Origin of the sequence: Streptomyces sp. NPDC048825, from assembly GCF_043198355.1 — a bacterium.
Lineage (GTDB): Bacteria > Actinomycetota > Actinomycetes > Streptomycetales > Streptomycetaceae > Streptomyces > Streptomyces xiangluensis.
In genome coordinates, this window is sequence record NZ_JBICUR010000032.1 from 1 (window position 1) to 18,393 (window position 18,393).

Consider the following 18,393-nt stretch of genomic DNA (forward strand, 5'->3'; position numbering starts at 1 on the left):
GCCCGCTCAGCCGTGCGCCGGTCCGGCATCCCCGCCCGGCGCACAAGCTCAACACGCTCGTCCTCGGAAAGAACGATCTCCACAGCAGCAGGGCCTCGATGCGCCATGAAAAGAAGGTACCAAGTAACCCTCAGGATTTCTGGCGCATCACACTAGTGCTGTGACCGCATAGGTTCGCCGGGTTGGTTGGTGCCCGCTTTTCAACTTCAACGCGGCAGGTCAGCCGCGTGGTCCCCTGGCGCAGAAGTCACCGTTTCGCCCGGACGTTTCGGTAAAGGACGTCCCAGACGGCGTTGCGTCCGTAGTGAGCGGCTGTCCACGGACAGGTCGACGATCACGGGCATGCCCGTCGTGGTCCGAGCGCCAGCAGCCACCAGTGCGGCCCGTCGGCCTGGCGCTCGGCAAGAGGCCCGTGATCACCATGCCGGAACGTGAGGGCCGCTGGTGTCGCAGCAGTGGTTGAGACAGCATGCGGCGCATGGACTGGATGCCTCTGCTCTCCACGCTGACAGGTGCCGCTATCGGCATCGCCGCCACCCTGATCGCCGATCGCAACAGGTGGCGGCGCGAGGAAGCACGACACGCTCTGGAAGTGCGGCGCGCCGTGTACACCGAGTACGCCTCCGCCCTCAAAGACGCGGGGGAAGAGATACGGGCTGTCGCCCTGGGCGATCACATGTCCGAGTCAGCGCGTGATACGGCGGTGCGCGAAGCCTTCCGTGGGACCGGCTTGCACACGGCAAGCGAGCAGCTCTGGCTCGTGGGCCCGCCGCTCGTTGTTGCGGCCGGGAACGAGGCGTTTCACAGCCTGCGTCGGATGCGCGACGCCTATGCCCGCGGGGTGGCGGTCGGCTCCGCCGAGGACAGGGCCTTCATCCAACAGCGCCGCACGGCCATGGCTGAGATGCGCCGCCGCATGCGTGAGGATCTGGGCATCGGACCCCTCGGGATCGAATGACCACCGGCCGGAGAAGATGTCAGGAATTGCGCCGACCGCGAGCAGTCACCAGTGCAGGCCGTCGGCCTGGCACTCGTCAAAAGGCCTGTGATCGCCGTGCCGGAGGCTGAGAAGCAGGCTGTCAGGCTGCGGTTTTGAGGAGGCGTCCGCCCCAGCGGATGCCTTTCTCGCTGCGGATGCGGGCGCGTTCCTTGCGTTCGGCGGCCAGGACGTCCCGGTGGCGGGCGTTGGCGTTGCGCCAGCGGAGGTAGGCGTGCAGGGCCCGGGTCTGCACGGTGTGGTTGGGCTAGTTGGAGTTGGCGATGGTGAACTGCCGTAGCGGTCCGAAGTGGGCCTCGATCGGGTTGGCCCAGGAGGCGTAGGTCGGGGTGAAGCACAGCTCGACCTTGTGCTTTTTCGCCCAGCGGCGGATGTAGGTGCCCTTGTGGGCGGACAGGTTGTCCAGGATCACGTAGATCGGGGCGCCGTCGGGCCGTGCGGCGCGGATGGACTTCAGCGCGGCCAGTGTGTTCTCGGTGCCCTTCCTGCGGTGATTGACGCCCCACAGGGTGTCGTCGCCGACCGAGTAGCAGCCGTGGAAGTAGCGCACGCCGTGGGTGCGGTGGTAGGTCGCCGGCACCCGGTCGGGCCGGGTCTGTTCGGCCCAGCAGCGGCCGCCGGTGGGCCGGATTCCCAGCGGTCCGAACTCGTCGAAGGCGAAGACCCGGTCCGCAAAGCGGTCAAGGACGTGCTCGATCCGGTCCAGCTTCGCCTCGCGCTCAGGATCCGGAGACTCCTTCCACGTCTTGGTGCGCTGGAAGGTGATGCCGCGGCGGGCGAGCAGACCGCGTAATGCCTCGCGGCCGATGCGGATCACCCGACCGTGCACTCTGCGCAGGTAGGAGACCAGCTTGCGCAACGACCAGCGGGTGAAGGGCTGGCCGAGCTTGACCGGTCGGGTAGTGGCCGTCGCGACGACGAAGTCCTCGTCGTCATCGCTGAGTTGGCGGGGACGGCCTCCCGCCCATTGAGGGTCCAAGCAGGCCAGGCCGATCTCGTTGAACCGGTGGATCACATCCCGGACGGTGTCCTCATCAGCCTGGACCAGCTGGGCGATCACAGGCACCCGGTTCCCGCCGGCCGAGGCCAGCAGCATCATCGCGCGCCGGTAGCGCACCGAGTTGGTGCTGCCCCGGCGCACGATCTGCTGCAGCTTCTGCCCCTCCTGGTCGGTCAGTCTGCGCACACGAACAGGCTCGGCCACCGCGCCTCCAGCAGTCGGATCGGACGTCACCCCACATCCAACCGCCACGACGACCACCCCGGCGAACCCATGCGGTCACAGCACTAGGGACGGAACTTGTGCGCCAGGCGACGGCTGCGGGCTGGGAGACGGCCGCGACGTACTGTTCCCGCCCCGGCAATCTTCCCGGAGCCTCGTGGTACCAGCCCGACCTTCGCGCCCCCGGACACGTCGACGAGGTGCTGGCCGCGGTTGCCCCCGGTGCCGTCATCAACGCGACGAGCGGACAGAGCGACTGGGCGGTCACTGCCGACGGCTCGATTCGCCTGGCAATGGCCGCGGTGAAACGCGGTTGCCGCCTGGTTCACGTCTCCAGCGATGCTGTGTTCTCCGGTTCCCGGGTTCACTACGACGAGACCTGCCTGCCCGACCCGGTCGCCCCGTACGGCGCGGCAAAGGCCGCCGCCGAGACCGCTGTGCGGCTCCTGGCGCCGGCCGCTGCGATCGCACGCACCTCATTGATCATCGGGAACGGCGGATCCGTTCACGAGCGAATGGGTACGCCCTGGCTGCCGGCACACACGACGGCGTCCCCGATCTGCGCGCTGGCCAGGTTGAGGTGCCCGGGCCCAGCCGAAGGCGATCAGCAGGTAGGCCAGCCACTGGAGGCTGTCGTTCAACCAGTACCAGGCCGTGCGCCCGCCGATGGGGATCAGGAGGTGGCCTGCACCGCACCCACCAGCGCCGGATTCAAGAACGCGGCGAAGGCCTGCGGCTGCTGTGCACTGCTAGGCATGTACGGCGCCGACGGTCAGTGCTTGCACCCGCTGCAGGAACTCGGGATGCCATCCCACGCGGGCTTCATCCGCCAGGCAGTGGTGCTGGCCGCGGTGAAAGAAGACCTGGTCGTACTGATCCCGAATCCTGACCGTGACGCTGTCCAGCACCTGCCACAGCAGTTCTTCTCCAGCGTCCTGCCGGTCCTGCTCGCTCGCATCCGCCGGCAGCCTTCGGACCATGCGGGCAAAGTGCCGCTCCCACTCGTCAACCAAGTCGGCCTGGTAGCGCTCCAGTTCGTCCAAGCCGATCAGGTCGTTGTCGGCCCAGGCCACTGCCTGGTTGTAGGCCCGGTAGTAGTCCATCATCGCCTTTTCCAGCTCGGGCCGGCCGAGGTTGACCCATCGCAGCTGATGGACGAAGTACCGCTCGCTGTAGTCCACACCCTCTCGCTGGGCAGCCTGCCAGTCGCTCCGCTCGACCAGGGTGGGAAGCCGGTCGGCGGCGTAGTCGTCCCGGATCTGCTCCACTCGCCGATGCGCCGTCCCCACCGAGACGCTCGTCCGGCGCTTCTGCAGCATTTCGAGGACCTGGTCGTACCACCACGCCCACAGCTGCTCCATGAACGTGGCCTGAGGGCCGTCGCCGGACGGGAGAGCGAACAGCAGCCACTTGCGCACAGCCTGGTCGAGGTCATCGATGCCGAGCGTGCCGTCGATGACGCGCATGCGCTGCACGAACGTCGCGCGCTCACCTGCCGACAGGGCGAGAAAGCGCGCCCGCGCCTCAGCGGTCTCCTTCGACTTCGACTCCGCCGCCGTCTCAAGCCGTCGCGGAGCCACACCAGGCTCTCGGCTCTCGCTGCGCAGCGCTGCCGAACCGTCGCGCGCGCGTTGGGTGGTGACCAATGTCAGCCACGGCCCCTCTGCATCACCGGGGTCATGGGTGTCCATCCACGACCGGATCGTGCGCCACAGATCGTCATCCCGGTCGCCCAGCGTACGGCTCGATCGTTGGTGGAGCTTGGTCTGCAGCAGGTCAACAGGACGGTCAGCCACCTCCCACGCTACGTCGTCGTGCAACTCGAGGCTGATCGCTCCGTCGGGCCGTTCGGACGACCCACGCAACAACTCCAACAGCGCCCACTTCGCCTGGTACAGATAGCCCAGAGCGGAGGCTGACGCGTCGTGAGATACCTGAGAGGCCATGATCCAGTTTCCTCACGTACCACGCACTGTGTCTAGCCGCTTGCACGCAGTGGACGTCCGAAAGCCTGCGCGGCAGCGGTCCCGGCCTGGGCGGTGGAGGCCCGTTCAGACAGGCCTGCGGAGTGCAGGCCGAGTCTCTGGTGCCGGGACGTCCTCGCCGCCGTCAGGGTCAGGGTCGAAGCGGGTATCGGTGCGTGCGTCCCTGCTGCGCGGCGGCCGGATGTCTCCGGTGGGGAAGTTCAGTGGCCACACAAAGGTGCTCGGGTCGTGCAGGTGGGTAAGCATGTGGGCGAGTGACTCGTAGCCGGCCAGAACCGGGTGGATGAGGACGGTGCCCTGGAGGTGTGATGCCCCTAAATGGACCGCGACGGTCAGTCCTGCGGGGTCTGACGGTCAGTGGATACCTCATCGTGCTCTCTGCACTGACCGGCAGCGCATCGGGGGACTGACGCGCCGTCCGCTGGCGAGTGTCGCGTCCTGTTGCCCGAGTGGCTGCCCGTGCGATTGGATCCAGTTCCACCAGAGCCATGGCGTGGACGGTTGAACAGATTCATTGAGCACGGGGAGCCTTGATGTCATCCGAGGGGGAGCGTCCGGAGGGCGGATCCGGAGAGCGCGACAGCTCTGAGGGGGACGGATCGGAAGAGAACCGGTCCTCAATTCAGATCGGAGACCTATCGGGCGGCAGCATCGCGTTCGGCGGTCATGCGTCTGCGTCTTTCGTGGTCAGCGCGGACCCCCGGAACCCGGCCGCGCTCGAACTCCTCGCTGCGATCCGGGAACTGCGGGCCGATCTCAGCAGGCTCAGGGCGACCGACGGCCTCATGGCGCTCGTCGCGGCGCTGGCCGAAACCGAAGGGGAGGTCTCCCGCACCGGTGCGGCTTCGCTCGACCGCCTCCTCAGGCTGCGCGAGGAGCTCGTGGCAGAGCAAGCGCTCCTCGGCGTTTCGGCCTCGACGAGCGCCTTGGCGCAGGCCCTCGCCACATTGCTCGACTCCTCGCCCTGGACGGACTCCACCCGCCCCAGGCCACCCGCCCCGGGCCCCGGATCACACGACGCCCCCAGGTCGGCTCCCCCCGCCGGCCACACCCCGCCCGGCCCGAGCCCCGGATCGGACGACGACGAGTGGCCCGAAACCGATGGGTGACATCGCCAAAGGGGCGTTGGGCGGAGCCTGGACCCTTCTGGTGGGCTGGATTCTGCCCACCGCCCTCAATCTGGCCGTCTTCCTCCTGGCCGTCGCTCCCAGCCTCCGGGGCCTCGGCCCGTTCGACCGGCTGCGGTCTGCCGGCTCCACCTCCAGCGGCCTGGCCCTGTTGACCGGCGCCCTCCTCCTCGGGCTCGTCGCCAACGCCTGCCAGAACTCGCTCTACCGCCTCCTGGAGGGCTACCTCCTGTGGCCGGCCAGCGCCTACGAGGCGGGCTGTCGCCGCAGTCGCCGGCACAAGGCCAACCTCGCCGACCGGCTGACGGTGCTCCGCCTGGAACGCCGCCAACGCGAAGAGGGCGCCCCTCAACCGGAGGCGAGCGAGCAGCTCGCCCAGCTTCTGGCCCAGCCGCGGATCGCCCGCGTCGCCGCCCGGGACCGCCGCCGTACGGCCGCGCAACGCGCGCTGCTCCAGGAGCGCCTGGCTCGCTTTCCCATCGCCGACGACCAGATCACACCGACGCGGCTCGGCAACGCGATCCGCCGCTTCGAGGAGTACGGCTGGGACCGGTACCGCCTCGACACCCAGCTCCTGTGGAACGAGCTGACCGGCTGTGTGCCCGATCAAGTCCGCCGTCAGGTCGAGATCGCCCGCACTAGTGTCGACTTCTTTGTCGCTCTGCTCTTCGGCCACGTCGTGGTGTGCGCCCTGGCCGCACTCGCTCTGGCCGCCGGCCAGCCGGACACCCCGCTCACCCTGAGCACGGTTGCCGTACTCGCCGCCCTCGTCCCCGTCTGGTACCGCTCGGCAGTCACCGCCACCGACGAATGGGCAGCGGCCGTGCGCGCCCTGGTCAACACCGGCCGCAAACCCCTCGCCGACTCCCTCGGCCTCGCCCTCCCCCGCACCCTCGCCGCGGAGCGTGACATGTGGGCGATGGTCTCGCGCCTGTCCCGCATCCCTTACCACGAACGTGCGGCCGCCCTCGACCCCTACCGGGCGGAGCCCACCTGCGATCCGCAATGACACGACCGTCACGGCGACTCGCCGTCAGCACCGCGTCCCTCGTCTCGCAAACGATCGCCCGGCGGCCTGGGCGGGCAGTGGGGCTGCCAGCTGGATAAGGTGCGGCTCGGCGGCCTAGGCCGAAGTCGAAGAGGACGTCGGTTCGCTCCCCTCAAGGCTTGGCCGAATGTGGCCAGGCCCCCAGGGATCATCCAGCTCGGCGATGAGGTCCGCATCGGGCAGCGGTGGTGCGTATACCGGGCAGGGCATAGCCCTCCCCGTGAACTCGCCGCTCAACCCACCGAGTTCATTGTCAGACCCACTCCCTTGAGGAGCGCTGGCCTCGCGGGGACCCTGCGGGACGTAGGCGCCCGGGCGGGGTGTTTGAGGGGGCTGGCGGGTCTGCCTACCGAAGGCATGCCGACGGCTTCTTGCGGGAAGGTCGGGCGACGCGTGGGTAAGGCGATACTCATGGACCCAGAGGGGCGATCGCGCCGGCCTGGCTCGGAAATTGGCCGTGGCTTCGGCCTCCTCGCGCCCCTGTTTGCCCGAACTGTAGAGGCCGTACACCTTTCCACACGGCGGAACTGGCGCCTTGCGCCCCTTCGTTGCGGGAGACCGGCTACGGCAAGATCAAGGCTGCCCCGTTCGTGCGGCTGCTACGTCGTCTCCAGGACGTTGACCCGCGGCAAGGAACGGTGCCGGTGGTGTGCACCGGCTATCTCCGCCAGTGAGGGGCGGTTCAGCGCGCGGTAGGCCATCACGAGGAGTTCGTTGGCGAGTGTCTCGCGGGCCGGGTCACCGCCCGAGGCCCAGTGCAGGTCGCGGCCCAGGACCAGGGCCTCCGCCGGATCGCCTGCCGAGCAACGGCGGCGGGCCTCCTGCAGGCTGGCCTCCAGGGCTGCGGCGTCCTCGAACAGGTCGTACATGTACGTCGCGAACTTGTACTCGTCGGCCTGGTTGTGGGCGGGGCGGTCCAGCGCGGTTTCGCCCGCCACGAGGGCGCCCGCGCCGTCCAGCGTGGTGATCCGGTCGAGGTCCACGGGTGGGATGATCGCGTCGTAGGCCGTGGAGTAGGCGATGCCCACCTCGGGCCGGTCCCCGGTCTCCACGACAGTCAGTGCATCGCGTAGCAGGCCCAGGCGAAACCGCCGCGCGGACGCCTCCTCGTCCTGCACGTCGTCGTCCAGGTCGCGCCAACAGCGTGGCGACCTGCGTGTTCAACTCCCGTACAGCCAGCTGTCGTACGCGGCGTTGTCGACCAGGTGGTAGAGCCCGAGCGCGCCGGGGAAGAGCACAAGGGCGAGGACTCCCGCCCGTACGAAAACCGGCGCCACGATGGTGGCGCTTTCGGACTGGCTGGTGATGGTGCCCCAGTCCCGCAAGCGTCTGATGTCACCCGAGCACGCCGTCCAGAAGCAGACTCCGACCACGATCCCTATCCCGGCGAGGACCATGGAGAACCCTGCCACCACGGCAAGGAACGTCTCGCGGTCATGATGGTCGGCGACGAAGAGTGTGCCGATAAAGAGCAGGGCGACGGCGGCGATACCCTGCGCTGCTCCTCGCACCACGACGTCCTTGAAGCGCAGCCGTGGCAGGCGTACGCCATCCTCGTCCGTGGCCCGTTGTGGGGTCGGTACTGCTCCGGTGCGCTGTGTACGCGTCATGGGCGGCAGGCTACCTGGGGGTAGAAAGTCAGCAGGACGAATCTTCCGGCCAGCCGCACCAGCGGCAAGCTGAGGGCAAAAGCCCTCGAACAATGACCACGTGGCGCCACACCGTGCCAGGCCGGCCACTCTGCGGAGGAGTTCACGGCGTGGATGGCGTCTTTGGCCCGGCGCGTCGGCCACGAAGGTGGCTCAGTGGAGCGTGGAGCCGAAGCTGGACGGTCTCGCGATCGCCGCCCGCTATACCTGCGGCCGCCTCACGCGGCTGATAGCCCGGAGGGGACGGGACGGCGGGGAGGACGTCTCGCACGCGATAGGCACCATCGAGGGCCTGCCCAAGACACCGGAACCGTCACGGTTACCGTTCGGCGAACGGCTGGGCTCCGCCCACCCTTCGGTGAATGCCCTGAGTCGCCTTCGTTGCCGTTCTTCCTCCGCGATGCGGTCGGCGAGTACGGCGTTGTCGATGTACGGGACGATCGCGGCGAGGACCAGGCGCTGAAGCTTGGTCGGGTCGAGCGCCTCGACCTCCCACTGCACCCGGCGAGCCAGAGGATCATGGGCGGCGGCCGCTGTTCATTGACTGATAGGGGGTTGCGGCTCACGTTCGAAGCGCGCCCACCAGGGCCTTTTCACTGGACCAGAGTGGGGCGCTTTGCTGCGCCGATACCTGACAATGAGCAGCAATGAGCCGACGGCGGCCATGATTCCGGCGGAGACGGCCCAGCGGCTCATGTCTGAGCTTTCGGGCAGGGCGCAGGAGAAGCCGCCGTTCTCCCCTTCCTGGGCGGGGGCCGTGTCGACGGCCACGCAGTCGTCCTCGCTGGCCGTGAAGTTCCCGCCGAAGCCCGTCCCCTTCACCTCGAGGTCGGTCCCGTCGTAGCCCTTTTCGGGCGCACCCAGGGCGGCGGGGCCGAACGAGGTGACGTTCGCGGTCGAGAGGCCCTTCGCCGTGCCGTTCAGAATCCAGACGGCACCCGACTTCTGCACCGTGCCGTTCTCGCCGGGGGCACCCACGGCCAGGTCGGGCTGGCCGTCGTGGTTCAGGTCCCCCGTCCGCAGCGCCGAGCCGAAGCCGTCGCCCTGCTCGCCCCTGCCCGGGACGCCAGGAGTGTCCTGGGTGATGACCGGACGCCGGTGCGGGTGAGGCCCTTCTTGCCGCCCAGGAGCAGGACGACCGCGCCCGTGTCGGAGACCTGGCCGGTGTCCTCGCCGGGGAGGCCGACCGCGAGGTCCGCGTAGCCGTCGCCGTTGACGTCGGCCGCCGCGAGGACATCGCCGAACCCGTCGCCCCCGCTCTGCTCGTCGGTGCCGGTCAGGTCCAGCGTTTTGAGGGTGATCCGTTGTGCGCGGGAGCCGGGGCCGTCATCCGAGCCGCGGAAGACGCGGAGTTCGCCCGGCCGGTCGTGGCTGTCCTCCGAGACCATGCCGACGTCGCGGACGACGAGATCGCTGTACCCGTCCCCGTCGAAGTCGGCGATCACCCCGTTCGAGCTGTACGAGTTGATGTCGTCGCTGGTCTGTTGTTCCAGGCCGTCTTCATCGCCCCTGAAGAAGCGGCCCCGCTCCTGCATCTCCTCGACACCCTGGCTCGTGACGAGGTCGTCCCGGCCGTCGCCGGTCAGGTCCCCCACAAGGATCCCGCGCGGGACGATGTCGTCGCCCCAGTCTGTGCCGAGAGAGTCCTTCCGCCGCGCCTTCCCGTCGCGGGAGAGCGGACCGTACAGGACGGTCGGCCCGTCGCCGTCCAGTCGGCGGCCCCCGTAGTAGCTGTCGAGCAGCAGGTCGGCCCGGCCGTCCCCGTCGAAGTCGCCGCCGTGCAGACCCCAGCCGCCCGGCAGCGTCGTACCGCCGGACAGGCCCGCGGACGACCCCCACAGCACGACCGTCCCGTGATGGTCGTCGGCGTCGGTGCTCACCGTCACCGCCAGGTCGGTGAAGCCGTCGCCGTCGAGGTCGCGCGCGACCGGGCTGTCTCCGAACCCGGTTCCGCGGGCCGCGAGCCGGCCGAGGGCCCCCTTGGTGGCCCGGCTGACCACCTGGGTGTGCTCGGTGTCGAGCCCGGACCGCGAGCCGTACACCACGGAGACGGCGCCCGCCCGTTGGACGCCGTCCACCGTGCTGAGCGTGCCGGGAGCCGCGAGGTCGGCGTAGCCGTCACCGTTGAAGTCGGGGACCTCCTGCTTCGCCTTTCCCGGCTTCGCCGTTCCCGGCGGCGAGTCGCAGGCCAGGGGAACGGCCACGAGCGCGGCCAGCGCGACGACGGCGAGTACTCGGCGTGAATTTCCGGGAAACATGGTCATATCCTCGTTGGTGGCCGCGCCACCGGGACGGCATCCGTAAGGTCTTCATCGGATGAGCAGGTCTCGAAGGGCCTTGGTGACATCGACGGGTGCTTTCTCGGCCGTGAAGTAGCCGCAGTTCGGGTCCATGACCATGCTCCGGGCTTGATGTCCGACGTGGGTCACGGATCACGTTCAAAGCGGGTGAGCCATCAGGCCGTTTTCGCTGGACCGGAAGGGGATTTTCCTGCGCCGGTACCTGACAACGAGTAGCACTGAGCCGACGATGGCCAGGACTCCGCGCCGACGGCCCAGCCGCCAACGCCGCCGCCGTGATCCTTGGGCAGAGCACAGGAGAAGCTGCCGTTCTCCGCTACCTGGACGGGGGCCGTGTTGTTGACCCGCTCGGGGTCCTCGACACGAGTGGCGCCCGGCGCGTATCCGGTGGTCATGGCAGAGGCTGCCTGAGATCCCGCCGAGGACGGCAGGCGTCCCCTTGAAGAGGGTCACCAGGCCATTCGCCCGGCCACCGCCAAAGGACCTCCTTTCAGCCATTGAGTTAGACGAAGCTCCGTTCCGGCGGACCCGCTGGACAACGCTGACGCACGAGGGCCGTCCGCTGGACTGACTCCGTCTGTGCGGGCACTCTTTCGACCTGGGGGCGTCCCGACCGACCTCGCAGATGACGAACGTGACGCTGATCAGCAAGGCCCAGGAAACCCACTTGGACACCGAGACCGGCTCCCAGCCATGAAGCTGGGACGGGTACCTCCAGGCCCCGAGATAGGTGGCGACGTTCTCGGCCAGCCACAGGAAGAAACCGATCAGGGCGAAGGACAGCGCCAGTGGCATCCGGTGCCGCCGTGCACCGATCGTGTAGGACACCCACGTCCCTGTCGTCACGACCAGCAGCAGCCCACCGAGCAGCCAGCGCAGGTCCGGCAGCCAGTGATGACTGAGGAAGTTGACGTACAGACCGACGGCCAGCACGGCGGTACTGCGAGCCCGGTAGCCGCTCAGCGTCAGATCGAGCAGCCGCCAGGACCGGCAGACGTAGCTGCCGACCGCGGCATACAGGAACCCGCCATACAGCGGCACACCGGCGATCTTGGCCAGTCCCGGCTCGGGATAGCTCCACGAGCCCGCGTGCACCTTCACCACTTCGAACGCGAGTCCCAGGATGTGGCAGACGGCCACGACCCCCACCTCCCGCCGGGTCTCCCACCCCAGCAGAAAGCCCACGGCGGTGAGCAGCACCCCGTACGCCACCAGCAGGTCATAGCGCGCCACCGGCAGCGGCGGGAGCAGTTTCGAGGCCGCCATCCCGCCCAACAGCGCAACCGCGAACGCGCAGCAGCGCGCCTGTAACCACGCGAACCGGACCATCTGCCGGCTGATCATTCCGGCGCCGTACATGATCGTGTGCATGTTCAGCTAGAGCGGTCTGGTAGCGAGAAGGGTTGTGACCCTTTACCTTTCCTGCACCTTCTGCCCTCCATATCTCCCCACCAAAGGGCGTGTAGATCATTAGCTCATGGCTTTCCGCTCGGTGGCTCGTTGGCCCGGCATGAGCAGGTTGGAAGGGCAACGGGCCGTGCTGGCAGCCAAGTTCGGGCGACTCTGCCGCACCTCGACGAGCGGCAGCGTCGCCTGTTGACAGGGGCGGAAGCCCAGTCCCTCGGCCACGGCGGGACTGGAAGACCGAAACTCTCCCACTTCGTCGCCGAGGCCCAACTGGCGGTTCAAGCGCGAGAAGCGCGAGGTTCTGGGTGGTCCCGGTCACGCTCACCGAGCGATGAGTTCCCGCGGTGCCGGGAGTCCTACGGGGGCGAACGCTGTGGTTGAGTGAAGGAGAAGCCAATGAACAACGATGTCTGGCCGATGGTGCATGCGGAGCGTGCGGCGCTGATCGATGACCTCGCGCACCTTGATGACGAGCGGTGGGGGCAGCCGTCGCTCTGTGAGGGGTGGACCGTGCATGACGTGGCCGCCCATCTGGTCGACACGGCTCGGACGACACGCCTTGGTTTCGTGGTCGGCCTTGTCCGGGAGCGGTTCGACTTCGACCGTCAGAACGCACGCGGTGTGGAACGCGAGCGTGGTGCCTCACCGCAGGAGACGTTGCAGTGGCTTCGTCAGGTGGCGTCGCGGAGGTCGACCCCTCCGGCGCCCCTGGACAGCCGGCTCGTCGAGGAGGTCGTCCACGGTGAGGACATCCGCAGGCCGTTGGCCCTCACCCGCTCCTACCCGCCGGAGGCTGTCGCCCGATCGCTGCGCCTGCAGGCTCGTACTCCTGCGTCTTTCGGCGGCGCCAAGGAGCTGACAGCCCGTGTCCGGCTCACGGCAGTGGACACCGACCTGTCCATCGGAGACGGTCCGGAAGTCAGGGGACCCGCGCTTTCCTTGCTGCTGGTCGTCTCCGGGCGACGGGTGGCGCTGGAGGATCTTGACGGGCCGGGAATCGCCGCGCTCGTGACACCGTGCCGGTGACGCTGCAGTGCGGGTTCAGCTCGCGGGCTGGGACTTCTTGCCCCAGCTGTCGGTTCGGGTGCCTTTGCGGGTGAGGCGCTTGGTCATCAGCGAGAGTGACCAGTTCAGGTGAGCCTCGGAATGCTGCGGGAGGCGTTCATAATCCCTCGCGTTGCGGCGGGCGTTCATAATCCAGCCCAGCGTGCGTTCGATACGCCAGCGACGCGGGAGGACGACGAACCCTTTGGCGCCCTTGGGGCGGGAGACGGTTTTGAGGGTGATGTGGAGGAAGTCCTCGGCCCGGGTGACGAGTCGGCCGGCGTAGGCGGAGTCAGCCGCGAGCTGCTCTGGCGCCTTCGCCTCACGCACCCTCAGATCACCCAGGTCTGGGCTCGCTGATCCTTGACGCTGACGAGGAGTCGGCCGCCGTAGCCATAGACCTGGGTGAGCGCGCTGTAGCCGTCCCGCTTGATGTCACAGGACTAGACCCGCTCGCTGCCGTAGTAGTACCAGCCCTCAGCGCCGCCACCGCGGGAGAAAACACGGCCAGAGCTATCCGCAGAGGCGGGCGTGGCGGACAGACCGGCGGTGAGAGCGAGACCCAGAGCCCCTACGATGGCGCCGGCGCGGGCATATGGGTTCCTGATCAGCGGTGGCATGACGTGTCCTCCGGGATCCAGGCGTGGATGTCTTCAGCCGAGGTGTGGAGGAGGTCATCCCTGATCCAGCCGACCTTGCCCTTCGCGGCGGCCTGCGCCGTACCGGCGGCAGTGGTCAAGCCAGGGCCCGCGGCGGCGGCGGTCAGCGACAGGGCGGTTACGGCTCTGCGTATATGCATGCCTTACCCCGAAATTTCTCGGCATCCCCTCGTGAATGCCTTTGCGTTAAGAACGAGGCGGAAGTCAATTGGAGCCGCCTGCGCATGTCAACTTTTTACGCATTCCGCAATGGAGGCCACCTCTGCGGAATTCCGCGAGACGCAATTATGCAGTTCACGACCCATGCCTGCGCGCTATTTTGCGCCGAGCGCAACGGGCCTTTTTCGCGCGGCGCAAAAACCATCCACAATAACAGATTTGATGCATTATGAAGCCACTAGCCTTTTCGCGCCGCGCATGTACGATGCGCGTCTCAGGGTCGAGTGGTTATTCAGGAGATCAAGGGCAAGGGGGTGAGTGGCGAACGCGGACCGAGGCCGGAGACTCGACGGCGGAACGCCAGGAGGACGACCTGACGGGGACAGCCGCTCAGTACGGACCTGGAGAAGGCGGCGTGCCTGGGCGAGGGAAGACCACATTGTTCACCGCAGCAAGCAACACGACCGCAGGAGACCAAACCACTACGGATTCACGACCAGCGGGCGGAACCGCTCATGGCCAGCGGGTCAAGATGGTCGCGAGAGCGTTGCTACTCAAACCGGGATCGAAAACAGGCACTCAACTTGCCGTTTAACGCCCGGGCATCGAACGCGCTCGAACTTGTTCGGGGTCTTCCCAGTTCACCAGACGTGCACCGGTCGGCGTACGCAGCCACGAGGGCGGGCGCGTCGTAAGCCCAGGAGCGCAGTCGCATCAGTCCGCTGCACACATAGGGTGAGTGAGATGCCACAGTTAGTGACAATCATTCCCTTTCTTCCTAATGTCTCGTCCGGCACCGAGTGAAGGGACGATGGGATGAGACGACGGCTTTCGGCGATCATCGCGGCCGGTGTGGCCGCGATCCTCGCGCTGGGTTGCGGCACGACCGCTGCCGCGGATACGAACCCGGACGGAGGCAAGGGCGGCAAGGGGCTGTGCGCCCCGGGCGTACCAGTCGGGCCGGAGGGCGAGAAGTTCTACGATCCGCCGTCGCCGCTGCCCGAGGGCGAGCACGGGGACCTGATCTGGGCTCGCCGCGTTGATGCTCCCGACGGTGCGCGGGCCTGCCGGATCCTGTACCTGTCGAAGCTTCAGAACGGTACGCCGGTGGCCGTCTCGGGCATCGTGGCCTGGCCCGACGCCCCCGCGCCCGGCAACGGCCGCAACGTCGTGGCCTGGGCGCACGGCACCGTGGGCGGAGCGCGGATGTGCTCGCCGTCCGCCGTGCCGAACCCGGCGGTCGACCTGCTGAACTACTACAGCTACGAAAGCCCGTTCGGCATCGACGTCGGCGTGCCGGCACTGACTGAGTTCCTCGATTCCGGCAACGTCGTAGTCGCCACCGACTACCAGGGTCTGGGCACCCCGGGCGTGCACCAGTACACGGTCGCCGTCACAGAGACGAACAACACCCTGGACTCGGTGCGGGCGGCCCGTCAGATCACCGACACCCACGCGAACCGCAAGACGGCCGTCCTGGGCTGGTCGCAGGGCGGCGGTGCGGCGCTGTTCATCGGCCAGAACTACCGCTCGTACACGCCGGAGATCGACCTCGTCGGCGTCGCGGCACTGGCGCCCGCCGCCAACCTCGGGCCGGACTTCGAGGGCCTGGTCCTGCCTGGGCCGACCTCCCCCACCTCGCCCTCCCACAATGCGGCGCTGCGGATCAACGTCTACCGCGGCTTCCTCGCGGCCTACCCCGAGCTGAGGGCCGAGGACGTGCTGCAGCCGGCCGGCCTGGACGCGCTCGAGGGCCTCGACGTGCAGTGCATCGAGCACTTCGCCGACGTGATCCAGGAGAACGTGGGGAACGCCGGGCAGCTCGACACGCTGTTCAAGCCGCTGTCGGAGGTGCCGGCCGCATGGCACCAGCGCTTCCGCGAGAACACAGCGGGCCTGGCCCCCTCGCTCGTTCCGATTCTCGTGATGCAGGGGACGGCGGACACCGTCATTAACCCGAACTCGACCACCGAGTACGTCAGGCGGGCCTGCACTTTCGACCAGCCGGTCCAGTACACGAAGTACGAGGGTGCGACGCACCTGACGATCCCCATCGTCGCCCAGCAGCAGTACCTGAGCTGGATCGCGGACCGATTCGCGGGCCGGCCCGCTCCCTCCAACTGCTGAGCAGGAGGTGACGTACAAGGCTCCCGGCGGGTGGAACGTAACCACACCGACCGGGGGCCTTCGTACCTTCAGGGGTCAGCTACCCACGAGGACCGGTGCGGGGTTCGCGGGCCCGGTCGCCGGCGCCGGGGACGCGGGCTCCGTGTCCGCCTCCACGTCCGGGTCCGAGTTGAAGTCGCACATCAGCATCTGGTGTATTAAGACCGTGTCCTACATGGTCAGTTTGAGGAACCGCCTGTAGCAGCAGAGGGCGGATGCCAGCCCGAGAAAGGCCAGGTAGTTGCCTGGTTTCCGCTCGTAACGGTGGTTGAGACGGCGGTAGCCGGTCAGCCAGGACATGGTGCGTTCAATGACCCACCTGCGTCGGCCGAGTCGCTCGCTGGAGTCGATGCCCTTGCGGGCGATGCGGACGCCGATGCGGTTGCCCCATAGCCATCGTCGCAGGTGAGGGATGTCGTAGGCCTTGTCTGCATGAAGGCGCACGGGTTTGGAGTCGGCCGCGTGGGATTCGTGTCCCATGTGGAAATGGGACAGCATCGGCTTCAGGGCGAGGCTGTCGTGGGTGTTGGCCGCGGAGAGCCCGACCCGTAGGGGCAGTCCGTTCGCGTCGGACAGGACATGCATCTTGGAACCGCGCTTACCCCGGTCCACGGGGCTCGGACCTGCAAGTTCGCCCCCTTTTTAGCCCTCACGTGGGCTGAATCGAGGACCGCACGAGACAGGTCGACCAGGTCCTGCTCGTCCAGGAGCTGGAGAACCTTCTGATGCAGCCGCCCCCATACTCCGGCGCGAGACCAGATGGCGAAGCGGCGATGCACGGTCGACTTCGACGCTCCGAAGCACGGTGGCAACGCCCGCCAAGCGCAGCCGCTGACCAGAACGTAGATGATCGCGGCAAACACCGCCTCATCATCGATGTTCGCGACCCCGCCGCCCTGCGGACGCACCCGCGCCGGCGGCAGCAACGGCCTTGCCAACTCCCACAAGCCGTCCGGAACGATCCATCCCCACCGTCCACTCCCCATGCCCAACACAACGCCAACTGACCATGTAGGACACGGTCTTAGAACCACCGCGGATAGGTGCTCTCGACGGCCAGCTTCAGGATCTTGGAGTGCTTCAGGCAGGGCCGGGAGAGGCCGTCCTCGAACACCATCTCCCCGTCGTCCTTCACCAGCTCCTTCGTCGCCAGCCACTGCACCGGCGACATCCCCTCCATCTACTACGTGATACCAGGGCGGCGACGCCGGCTACATCGAGTACCCGAGCCACCAGTGCTCAGCGCGTCACCGGCCTGCCTACCCCTCATCGACCTCCTGGTCGGCGGCTTCGTTGGCGCGGTTGATCTCGGCCATGTGCTCCTCCGCCCACGTCCGCAGCCCCGCAAGCGCGACTTCCAGCGACAGCCCGAGTCCGGTGAGTCGGTAGAAGACCCGCGGCGGCACGGTCGGTTCGACCCGGCGCGACACCAGCCCGTCGCGGGTCAGGCTTCGCAGCGTCACGGACAGCATCTTCTGCGAGACGCCGGGCATCCGGCGTCTCAGCTCCGCGAAGCGCACCTCGTCCGGTGCGGCATTGGCGAGCGCCTTGACGGCCATGGACGTCCACTTCGTACCGATGCGGTCCAGCAACTGCCGCGTCGGGCACCGGGGATCGAACAGATCGCCGCGCACCCCGCGACCGGCGGTCCGGGCTTCTTGGGTGGTCACCTGTGGCTCACCACCTTCCCTGAAAGTGCCGTCTAGGCACCGGTCGGACAGGTACCTATCGTTTTGTGGTCACCAATGGTAACCAGCCGGAGGAGCCATCATGCCCGCCACTGCCACACACCGACTGCGTCGCATCGCGACGAACGGCGTCCAGCTCAACGTCGCAATCGCCGGGGACGGACCTGCGGTTCTCCTGCTGCACGGCTTTCCGCACACCTGGCAACTCTGGAGCGGCATCATGGGCCGACTGGCCGGGCAGTACCGGGTCATCGCCCCGGACCTGCGGGGCTTCGGTGCCAGTGCACGTGCCGTCGAGGGTTACGACGCAGGCACCCTCGCCGCCGACGCCGAAGGGCTGCTCGACGCACTCGGCGAGCCCTCCGCAGCGGTGGTCGGTATCGACGCGGGCACCGCCCCCGCCGTCCTGCTCGCGCTGCGCCGGCCCGGCCTCGTCCGGCGCCTGGTCGTGATGGAGGGACTGCTCGGCCGCCTGCCCGGAGCAGAACACGTCATCGCGGGCGGCGCCCCGTGGTGGTTCGGCTTCCACGCCGTCCCCGGCCTTGCCGAGACCGTCCTGGCCGGCAACGAGGCCCCGTACATCGACTGGTTCCTCGACTCGGGGACGCTCGGGCGAGGAGTACCCGACGACATCCGGGCGGCCTTCGTCCACGCGTTCACCGGGAGCGAGGCCCTGCGTTGCGCGTTCTCCTATTACCGGGCCCTGCCCACCAGCGCGCAGCAGATCCAGGACGCCGTCGCGACGGCTCGGCTGACCATGCCCACCATGGCCGTCGGCTCTCACCCCGTCGGCCCCGGGCTCGAACGCCAACTCCGTCCCATCGCCGATGACCTGGTCGGACACCATCTCCAGGACTGTGGCCACATCATCCCCCTCGACCGCCCCGACGCATTGTTCGCGCTCCTTGCTCCCTTCCTCTCCGCCGATCTGCCGAAGTGAGC

The 18,393-nt window shown here is 68.0% G+C and carries 16 protein-coding genes and 4 pseudogenes; 8 read left to right on the top strand and 12 right to left on the bottom strand.

Annotated elements, in window-relative coordinates:
• Positions 1-478: 478 nt before the first annotated feature.
• Positions 479-958, top strand: coding sequence for a hypothetical protein (locus ACGFNK_RS43900; protein ID WP_393426430.1), 480 nt, complete (start codon positions 479-481; stop codon positions 956-958).
• A 121-nt stretch (positions 959-1,079) separates the two neighbouring features.
• Here the strand turns inward: ACGFNK_RS43900 and ACGFNK_RS43905 are convergent.
• A pseudogene (locus ACGFNK_RS43905) lies at positions 1,080-2,201 on the bottom strand (IS630 family transposase).
• 35 nt (positions 2,202-2,236) lie between these two features.
• On the opposite strand from ACGFNK_RS43905, the pseudogene ACGFNK_RS43910 reads away from it, so the two are divergent.
• Positions 2,237-2,769, top strand: a pseudogene (locus tag ACGFNK_RS43910) (sugar nucleotide-binding protein); the annotation flags it as partial.
• 199 nt (positions 2,770-2,968) lie between these two features.
• On the opposite strand, the gene ACGFNK_RS43915 reads toward ACGFNK_RS43910, so the two are convergent.
• Positions 2,969-4,165 carry an ABC-three component system protein gene (locus tag ACGFNK_RS43915; protein WP_393426433.1) on the bottom strand — a complete coding sequence of 399 codons (1,197 nt, stop codon included), beginning with the start codon at positions 4,163-4,165 and terminating at the stop codon, positions 2,969-2,971.
• A gap of 722 nt (positions 4,166-4,887) precedes the next feature.
• On the opposite strand from ACGFNK_RS43915, the gene ACGFNK_RS43920 reads away from it, so the two are divergent.
• Positions 4,888-5,313, top strand: a complete 426-nt coding sequence (locus ACGFNK_RS43920; RefSeq protein WP_393426436.1) for a hypothetical protein — start codon at positions 4,888-4,890, stop codon at positions 5,311-5,313.
• Positions 5,306-6,340 (top strand): hypothetical protein, encoded by a 1,035-nt coding sequence (locus ACGFNK_RS43925; protein WP_393426439.1) that lies wholly within the window; start codon positions 5,306-5,308, stop codon positions 6,338-6,340. Before ACGFNK_RS43920 ends, ACGFNK_RS43925 begins: the two co-directional genes overlap by 8 nt.
• Before the next feature lie 638 nt (positions 6,341-6,978).
• Here the strand turns inward: ACGFNK_RS43925 and ACGFNK_RS43930 are convergent.
• Together ACGFNK_RS43930 and ACGFNK_RS43935 are read right to left on the bottom strand one after the other, a co-directional pair.
• The gene (locus ACGFNK_RS43930; protein WP_393426442.1) at positions 6,979-7,431 is read right to left on the bottom strand and encodes a hypothetical protein; all 453 of its coding nucleotides are present in this window, start codon (positions 7,429-7,431) and stop codon (positions 6,979-6,981) included.
• A gap of 108 nt (positions 7,432-7,539) precedes the next feature.
• Positions 7,540-7,989: a DUF6336 family protein gene (locus ACGFNK_RS43935; RefSeq protein ID WP_393426445.1), complete on the bottom strand. Its 450-nt coding sequence runs from the start codon at positions 7,987-7,989 to the stop codon at positions 7,540-7,542.
• 129 nt (positions 7,990-8,118) lie between these two features.
• On the opposite strand from ACGFNK_RS43935, the pseudogene ACGFNK_RS43940 reads away from it, so the two are divergent.
• Positions 8,119-8,329 (top strand): annotated as a pseudogene (locus ACGFNK_RS43940) (NAD-dependent DNA ligase LigA); the annotation flags it as partial.
• Positions 8,330-8,565: 236 nt separating this feature from the next.
• On the opposite strand, the gene ACGFNK_RS43945 reads toward ACGFNK_RS43940, so the two are convergent.
• From ACGFNK_RS43945 to ACGFNK_RS43955, 3 genes and pseudogenes are all read right to left on the bottom strand, one after another.
• Positions 8,566-9,114, bottom strand: coding sequence for an FG-GAP repeat protein (locus ACGFNK_RS43945; RefSeq protein ID WP_393426569.1), 549 nt, complete (start codon positions 9,112-9,114; stop codon positions 8,566-8,568).
• Positions 9,033-10,292: an FG-GAP and VCBS repeat-containing protein gene (locus tag ACGFNK_RS43950; protein WP_393426448.1), complete on the bottom strand. Its 1,260-nt coding sequence runs from the start codon at positions 10,290-10,292 to the stop codon at positions 9,033-9,035. The genes ACGFNK_RS43945 and ACGFNK_RS43950 overlap by 82 nt, the downstream gene beginning before the upstream one ends.
• A 645-nt stretch (positions 10,293-10,937) precedes the next feature.
• Positions 10,938-11,699, bottom strand: a pseudogene (locus ACGFNK_RS43955) (DUF817 domain-containing protein); the annotation flags it as partial.
• A 432-nt stretch (positions 11,700-12,131) separates the two neighbouring features.
• Between ACGFNK_RS43955 and ACGFNK_RS43960 the strand changes: the two are divergent.
• Complete coding sequence (locus ACGFNK_RS43960) at positions 12,132-12,761, top strand: maleylpyruvate isomerase family mycothiol-dependent enzyme (RefSeq protein ID WP_393426451.1); 630 nt, start codon at positions 12,132-12,134, stop codon at positions 12,759-12,761.
• Between the two features lie 15 nt (positions 12,762-12,776).
• Here ACGFNK_RS43960 and ACGFNK_RS43965 read toward each other — a convergent pair whose 3' ends face one another.
• Together ACGFNK_RS43965 and ACGFNK_RS43970 are read right to left on the bottom strand one after the other, a co-directional pair.
• A complete protein-coding gene (locus ACGFNK_RS43965; RefSeq protein ID WP_393426454.1) occupies positions 12,777-13,109 on the bottom strand; it encodes a transposase in 333 nt (110 codons plus the stop codon).
• Between the two features lie 277 nt (positions 13,110-13,386).
• On the bottom strand, positions 13,387-13,578 hold the full coding sequence (locus ACGFNK_RS43970) for a hypothetical protein (RefSeq protein ID WP_393426457.1): 192 nt from the start codon (positions 13,576-13,578) through the stop codon (positions 13,387-13,389).
• An 835-nt stretch (positions 13,579-14,413) separates the two neighbouring features.
• Between ACGFNK_RS43970 and ACGFNK_RS43975 the strand changes: the two genes are divergently transcribed.
• Positions 14,414-15,724 (top strand): lipase family protein, encoded by a 1,311-nt coding sequence (locus ACGFNK_RS43975; RefSeq protein WP_393426460.1) that lies wholly within the window; start codon positions 14,414-14,416, stop codon positions 15,722-15,724.
• A 210-nt stretch (positions 15,725-15,934) separates the two neighbouring features.
• On the opposite strand, the gene ACGFNK_RS43980 is transcribed toward ACGFNK_RS43975, so the two are convergent.
• From ACGFNK_RS43980 to ACGFNK_RS43990, 3 genes are all read right to left on the bottom strand, one after another.
• Positions 15,935-16,749 (bottom strand): IS5 family transposase gene (locus tag ACGFNK_RS43980; RefSeq protein ID WP_393426572.1). Its coding sequence is split into 2 segments (ribosomal slippage): positions 15,935-16,407 and positions 16,407-16,749, totalling 816 coding nucleotides; the frame shifts between segments, so codons are not numbered across the junction.
• A gap of 38 nt (positions 16,750-16,787) precedes the next feature.
• On the bottom strand, positions 16,788-16,943 hold the full coding sequence (locus ACGFNK_RS43985) for a hypothetical protein (RefSeq protein ID WP_393426463.1): 156 nt from the start codon (positions 16,941-16,943) through the stop codon (positions 16,788-16,790).
• 79 nt (positions 16,944-17,022) lie between these two features.
• Positions 17,023-17,433, bottom strand: coding sequence for a winged helix-turn-helix transcriptional regulator (locus ACGFNK_RS43990; RefSeq protein ID WP_393426466.1), 411 nt, complete (start codon positions 17,431-17,433; stop codon positions 17,023-17,025).
• Positions 17,434-17,533: 100 nt separating this feature from the next.
• Here ACGFNK_RS43990 and ACGFNK_RS43995 point away from each other — a divergent pair, with 100 nt between their 5' ends.
• On the top strand, positions 17,534-18,391 hold the full coding sequence (locus ACGFNK_RS43995) for an alpha/beta fold hydrolase (protein ID WP_393426469.1): 858 nt from the start codon (positions 17,534-17,536) through the stop codon (positions 18,389-18,391).
• Positions 18,392-18,393: the final 2 nt, after the last annotated feature.

Bases quoted from the DNA above. Each gene is read 5' to 3' on its own strand.
- ACGFNK_RS43900 (WP_393426430.1), top strand. From the start codon at position 479: ATGGACTGGATGCCTCTGCTCTCCACGCTGACAGGTGCCGCTATCGGC.
- ACGFNK_RS43915 (WP_393426433.1), bottom strand. From the start codon at position 4,165: ATGGCCTCTCAGGTATCTCACGACGCGTCAGCCTCCGCTCTGGGCTAT.
- ACGFNK_RS43925 (WP_393426439.1), top strand. From the start codon at position 5,306: ATGGGTGACATCGCCAAAGGGGCGTTGGGCGGAGCCTGGACCCTTCTG.
- ACGFNK_RS43935 (WP_393426445.1), bottom strand. From the start codon at position 7,989: ATGACGCGTACACAGCGCACCGGAGCAGTACCGACCCCACAACGGGCC.
- ACGFNK_RS43950 (WP_393426448.1), bottom strand. From the start codon at position 10,292: ATGACCATGTTTCCCGGAAATTCACGCCGAGTACTCGCCGTCGTCGCG.
- ACGFNK_RS43960 (WP_393426451.1), top strand. From the start codon at position 12,132: ATGAACAACGATGTCTGGCCGATGGTGCATGCGGAGCGTGCGGCGCTG.
- ACGFNK_RS43970 (WP_393426457.1), bottom strand. From the start codon at position 13,578: ATGCATATACGCAGAGCCGTAACCGCCCTGTCGCTGACCGCCGCCGCC.
- ACGFNK_RS43975 (WP_393426460.1), top strand. From the start codon at position 14,414: ATGAGACGACGGCTTTCGGCGATCATCGCGGCCGGTGTGGCCGCGATC.
- ACGFNK_RS43985 (WP_393426463.1), bottom strand. From the start codon at position 16,943: ATGGAGGGGATGTCGCCGGTGCAGTGGCTGGCGACGAAGGAGCTGGTG.
- ACGFNK_RS43995 (WP_393426469.1), top strand. From the start codon at position 17,534: ATGCCCGCCACTGCCACACACCGACTGCGTCGCATCGCGACGAACGGC.